The organism is Sphingomonas bacterium, from assembly GCF_903644055.1.
GTDB lineage: Bacteria > Pseudomonadota > Alphaproteobacteria > Sphingomonadales > Sphingomonadaceae > Sphingomonas_I.
The window spans coordinates 1-5,099 of sequence record NZ_CAHJXD010000194.1; the positions used below are offsets into that span (position 1 = coordinate 1).

At 67.7% G+C, this 5,099-nt stretch carries 7 protein-coding genes; 5 read left to right on the forward strand and 2 right to left on the reverse strand.

What is annotated here, in order from left to right:
* A partial coding sequence (locus tag HUU94_RS08455) for an ACP S-malonyltransferase (RefSeq protein ID WP_174274645.1) occupies positions 1 to 427 on the reverse strand: 427 nt, incomplete at its 3' end.
* Positions 428 to 495: 68 nt separating this feature from the next.
* Between HUU94_RS08455 and bla the strand changes: the two genes are divergently transcribed.
* The gene (gene bla, locus HUU94_RS08460) at positions 496 to 1,347 is read left to right on the forward strand and encodes a class A beta-lactamase (RefSeq protein ID WP_174274646.1); all 852 of its coding nucleotides are present in this window, start codon (positions 496 to 498) and stop codon (positions 1,345 to 1,347) included.
* 40 nt (positions 1,348 to 1,387) lie between these two features.
* Here bla and HUU94_RS08465 read toward each other — a convergent pair whose 3' ends face one another.
* Positions 1,388 to 2,221 (reverse strand): outer membrane protein, encoded by an 834-nt coding sequence (locus tag HUU94_RS08465; protein ID WP_174274647.1) that lies wholly within the window; start codon positions 2,219 to 2,221, stop codon positions 1,388 to 1,390.
* 254 nt (positions 2,222 to 2,475) lie between these two features.
* Between HUU94_RS08465 and rpsF the strand changes: the two genes are divergently transcribed.
* The 4 genes from rpsF to HUU94_RS08485 all read left to right on the forward strand — a co-directional run.
* Entirely contained in the window at positions 2,476 to 2,946 is a 471-nt protein-coding gene (gene rpsF, locus HUU94_RS08470; protein WP_174274648.1) for a 30S ribosomal protein S6, read from the forward strand.
* A 12-nt stretch (positions 2,947 to 2,958) separates the two neighbouring features.
* On the forward strand, positions 2,959 to 3,183 hold the full coding sequence (gene rpsR / locus HUU94_RS08475; RefSeq protein ID WP_174274649.1) for a 30S ribosomal protein S18: 225 nt from the start codon (positions 2,959 to 2,961) through the stop codon (positions 3,181 to 3,183).
* 12 nt (positions 3,184 to 3,195) lie between these two features.
* Positions 3,196 to 3,783 carry a 50S ribosomal protein L9 gene (rplI, locus tag HUU94_RS08480; RefSeq protein WP_174274650.1) on the forward strand — a complete coding sequence of 196 codons (588 nt, stop codon included), beginning with the start codon at positions 3,196 to 3,198 and terminating at the stop codon, positions 3,781 to 3,783.
* Between the two features lie 138 nt (positions 3,784 to 3,921).
* A partial coding sequence (locus HUU94_RS08485; protein ID WP_174274651.1) for a DNA polymerase III subunit gamma/tau occupies positions 3,922 to 5,099 on the forward strand: 1,178 nt, incomplete at its 3' end.

The following is a 5,099-nucleotide window of genomic DNA, read 5'->3' on the forward strand; positions in this document are numbered from 1 at the left end:
CGAAATCGGCGCCGAGCAGCGCGGCCATGGCGCCTTCGCCCGCCGGCACCGCCGCCTGCATCGCCCGCCCGCGCAGCCTGAGCAGCCGCGCCGTCGTCGCAAGATCGAAGGCCTGCGCGGCGGCGAGCGCGCTATACTCGCCGAGGCTGTGGCCCGCGACATATTCGGCCTTTTCGGCGAGGCGGATTCCGCCCTCCTTCTCCAGCACCGCCAGTACCGCGAGCGAATGGGCCATGATCGCCGGCTGGGCGTTTTCGGTCAGCGTCAGGTCGTCGGCCGGGCCCTGCGCCATCAGCTTCGCGAGCGATGCCCCGAGCGCATCGTCGACCTCCTCGAACACCGCGCGCGCCGCGGCGCTGGCGGCGGCGAGATCGACCCCCATGCCGACCGCCTGGCTGCCCTGCCCGGGAAAGATGAATGCGCGCACCCGCCGACCTCGCTAACGAAAGTCCGGCGGTTAGAAAGCGTCGCGCCCGCTGGCAAGGGAGAGGCCGAATGCACAGACGGATGGTGATCGCGGGCGGCGTCGCGCTGCTCGCTTCGGCGGGCCGCGCGCTGCCGCCGCGGCTGCGCGATCGGATCGCGGCGTTGGAAGGGGAGATTGGTGGGCGGATCGGTCTCGCAATATTCGACACCGGCGATCGCGGCCGCTTCGGGTGGCGCGGCGACGAGCGTTTTCCGATGTGCAGCACCTTCAAATTCCTGCTCGCGGCGCATATCCTGGCGCGGGTGGACCGGGGACTGGAGAGGCTCGATCGCGTGCTGGCCGTCACCCAGGCCGATCTGCTTAGCTATGCGCCTTTCACCAAGACACGCGCCGGCGGCAGCGCGACCATCGCCGAACTGTGCCATGCGGCGATCACGATCAGCGACAATACGGCGGCGAACCTCTTGCTCGCGGCATCCGGCGGGCCTGCCGGGCTTACCGCTTTCCTGCGCGGCATCGGCGACCGGACCAGCCGGCTCGACCGCACCGAGCCGACGCTCAACGAAGCCGCCCCCGGCGATCCGCGCGACACGACGACGCCGTGGGCGATGATCGGCTGCATGGAGCGCCTGTTGCTGGGCAAATTGCTCTCGCCCGCCAGCCGCACGCGCCTCACCGACTGGATGCTCGCCTGCGAAACCGGCGGCGCCAAGTTTCGCGCCGGGCTGCCCCGGGAATGGCGGATCGCCGACAAGACCGGCTCGGGCGAGCATGGCAGCGACAATGACATCGCGCTGCTCTGGCCGCCCGCGAGACCGCCGCTGCTCGTCGCGAGCTACCTCACCGGCTCCGATCGTCCGACCACCGAAACCAGCGCGATCCACGCGCGGATCGGCACGCTGCTCGCACGGTCGATCTGAACATGCGGTGCCGGCCTGCAACCGGCACCGCATTGCCCGATCAGAAGCGGAAGTTCGCGGTCGCGCTGACGTTGTGGGTCACGAACCGCGAATGGCTGCGCATGAAGTCGGTGCCGGCGGCATTGGCCAGGATGAACGGGTTGGTCGCCGGCTGCGTGCCGCGCGAAACGTGCAGCCTTGCGCCATCATCCTTGAGGCTGGTGTAGAGATACACGACCCCGATCGAGAGATGCCGGTCGACCTTCTGTTCGACGCCACCGCCGCCCCGGTAACCGAAGACATGATCGTCGCCGAATTCGCTGTAGGAATTGGCCGCGTTGGTCGATCGGAAGCTGTTTTCCATCTTCGCCCAGACGACGCCGGCGGTGCCGTAGACCAAGGTCTTGCGCGAGGCGCCGAGCGCATAGCCGACGCGACCGCGCAGTCCGTAATTCTCGCGCATCCGCCGTGTCATCGTATAGGATGCCGGCGTCGTGCTGAACGCGGAAACCGAATCGTTGGCGAAACCATAGCCGGCTTCGGCAATGGCCCCGACGACGACCTTGCCGAGATCGAAATCATAGCCGGCCTGGATGCCGAAATCGAGGCTGTCCTCGTCTTTTACGCAGCCCGCGGCGGGGGTGGCACCGCGCGCCTTGCCACCGCAAAAACCGGGTGAGAAAGCGTCGGCACCCGTTGTCGTGCGCACCGTATCGCCGAAGCGGCCATCCAGATTATTATCGAAGTTGATGCGTTCGTCGCCGTCGCCGGGCTGGAAGCTGTAGCCGGCGCGGACGCCCGCATAAAAGCCGGTCCAGCTCGTGGGCTGGCCGGATTGCGCGAACGCCGGAGTCGCTGCTGCGATCGCCGCCGCGCCGAGAATGATCCTGTACATTGAAAAGCTCCCTGAATTGCGGCCCGTTGCCGATGGCAGGGGCACATACGTGCGAGCGGCCGATCCAGATTGCCGGCGGCAAAAATAAACGGCTGCGGTGTGAACTTGCCTTCCGCGCGCAATTCGGCCATAGGCGCCGTCAACCGGGCGGAGGCTCCAAGCCTTTCCGCCCGGTTTTGATTTCGAACGACAGCCGGAGGGGCGCCGCGATGGTCGCGGACGCCAGCGATCGGCCAAAGACAGGACGTAACGGCATGGCTCTCTACGAGCATGTGTTTCTCGCGCGTCAGGATCTGGCGCAAGCCCAGGTCGACGCGCTGGCGGAAGCCGCCACCAAGATCGTCGCGGATGGACAGGGCAAGGTCGTCAAGACCGAGGCCTGGGGCCTCCGTTCGATCGCCTATCGCATCGCGAAGAATCGCAAGGCGCATTATGTGATGCTCGAGATCGACGCGCCCGCGGGCGTGGTCGCCGAGCTCGAGCGCCAGACCGCGATCAACGAGGATGTGATCCGCTACATGACCGTGCGCGTCGACGCGCACGAAGCCGGCCCTTCGGCGATGATGCGCCGTGGCGAGCGCGATCGGGAACGCGGCCGCGAGCGCGGCGGCGATCGGGATCGCGGCGATCGCGGTGGCGATCGGGATCGTCCCCGTCGCGACGATGGCGACCGGGGCGGCGATCGGGGTGGCGACCGTGGCGGCTACGGCCGCGACGCGGCTTAAGGAGAGATCAAGATGGCACGTGCCTTTTTCCGCCGCCGCAAGAGCTGCCCCTTCTCCGCGAAGGACGCGCCCCGGATCGATTACAAGGATGTCCGCCTGCTCCAGGGTTTCGTCTCGGAGCGCGGCAAGATCGTGCCGAGCCGCATCACCGCGGTTTCGGCCAAGAAGCAGCGCGAGCTCGCCCAGGCGATCAAGCGCGCGCGGCATATCGGGCTCCTGCCCTACCTCGTTAAGTAAGGAGCCTTTCCGATGGATGTGATCCTGCTCGAACGCGTCGAGAAGCTCGGCCAGATCGGCGACGTCGTCTCCGTGAAGACGGGGTTCGCGCGCAACTTCCTCCTGCCGCGCAAGAAAGCGCTGCGCGCCAACGAGGCCAACAAAAAGGTCTTCGAGGCGAACAAGGCGAATATCGTCGCCGAGAATGCCACGCGCCGTTCGGAGGCCGAAGCGGCTTCGAAGGGCATCGAGGGCAAGACGCTGACGCTGATCCGTCAGGCCTCGAACACCGGCCAGCTCTACGGCTCGGTTTCGGCGCGCGATCTCGCCGATCTGCTCGTCGAGGATGGCGCCAAGGTCGCCAGGAACCAGGTCATCCTCGATCGCCCGATCAAGGCGATCGGCGTAACCGAGGTCAAGATAGTCCTCCATCCCGAAGTGTCGCTGACGATCAAGGTCAACGTCGCGCGCTCGCCCGAAGAGGCCGAGATGCAGGCGCAGGGCGTCGACGTGATGGCGCAGATGTTCGAGCGCGACGAGGCGGGTTTCACCGAAGCCTATGACCCCAACGCCGAACCCGGCGAGATCCAGAGCGACGCCGGCCCCGCCGACGAAGCCTGATCTTTCAGAGTTGAACGATGGAAGAGGCCGTCCGGAGCGATCCGGGCGGCCTTTCCTTTCCTTCCGTAATTCCCGCTTTCGCGGATGACGGATCGGAGCCGGGATGACGAACGGGGGTTGAGCGGCTAGGCTGCCGACGTGCCCGAATCCCCGCCCTATCGCGTCCTGGCGCGCAAATATCGTCCGCAGACGTTCGGGGAACTGATCGGGCAGGATGCGATGGTCCAGACGCTGGGCAATGCGATCAGGCGCGACCGGCTGGCGCACGCCTTCCTGCTCACCGGCGTGCGCGGGGTGGGCAAGACCTCCACCGCGCGGCTGATCGCCAAGGCCTTGAACTGCATCGGGCCCGACGGCGGCGGCGGGCCGACGATCGATCCCTGCGGCGTCTGCGAGCCTTGCGTGGCGATCGCCGAGGGGCGGCATATCGACGTCGTCGAGATGGACGCCGCGAGCCACACCGGCGTCGACGATATCCGCGAGATCATCGAGGCGGTGCGCTATTCGGCGGTGGCGGCGCGCTACAAGGTCTATATCATCGACGAAGTCCACATGCTTTCCAAGAACGCCTTCAACGCGCTGCTGAAGACGCTGGAGGAGCCGCCGCCGCACGTGAAATTCCTGTTCGCGACGACCGAGGTCAACAAGGTGCCGGTGACGGTGCTGTCGCGCTGCCAGCGGTTCGATCTCCGGCGCATCCCCGCCGATCTGCTCGCCGGCCATTTCGCCAGGGTGGTCGCGGCCGAGCAGGTGCAGGCCGAGCCCGAGGCGCTGGCGCTGATCGCGCGCGCGGCGGAGGGATCGGCGCGCGACGGGCTTTCGATCCTCGATCAGGCGATCGCGCATGGCGCGATGGAGGAAGCGGGGGTCAGCGCCGATCAGGTGCGCGACATGCTAGGCCTTTCCGATCGCGGTGCCGTCCGGCGGCTGTTCGGCAGCCTGCTGGAAGGCGACGTGCCCGCGGTGCTGGCCGCGATCGAGGCGCAGCATGCGCTGGGGGTCGAGCCCGCGGCCTTGCTCAAGGGGCTGCTGGAGACGGTCCACGGCATCACGCGCGCCAAGGCGGGCGGGCGCGTCGATCCGGCGCTGTCGGTCGAGGAGCGCGAAGCGTTCGCCGATTGGGCGAGCCGGCTCGGCTATGCGACGCTGCATCGGCTGTGGCAGCTCCTGCTCAAGGGGCATGGCGAGGTGACGGGCGCGGCGCTGCCGCAGGAGGCCGCCGAGATGGCGCTGCTGCGCGTGCTGCACGCGGGCCAGATGCCCGACCCGCAGGAACTCGCGCGCCGCCTGCAAGCCAGCGAGACGATCGCGGCGCC

Bases quoted from the DNA above. Each gene is read 5' to 3' on its own strand.
- rplI (WP_174274650.1), top strand. From the start codon at position 3,196: ATGGATGTGATCCTGCTCGAACGCGTCGAGAAGCTCGGCCAGATCGGC.
- rpsF (WP_174274648.1), top strand. From the start codon at position 2,476: ATGGCTCTCTACGAGCATGTGTTTCTCGCGCGTCAGGATCTGGCGCAA.
- bla (WP_174274646.1), top strand. From the start codon at position 496: ATGCACAGACGGATGGTGATCGCGGGCGGCGTCGCGCTGCTCGCTTCG.
- HUU94_RS08465 (WP_174274647.1), bottom strand. From the start codon at position 2,221: ATGTACAGGATCATTCTCGGCGCGGCGGCGATCGCAGCAGCGACTCCG.
- rpsR (WP_174274649.1), top strand. From the start codon at position 2,959: ATGGCACGTGCCTTTTTCCGCCGCCGCAAGAGCTGCCCCTTCTCCGCG.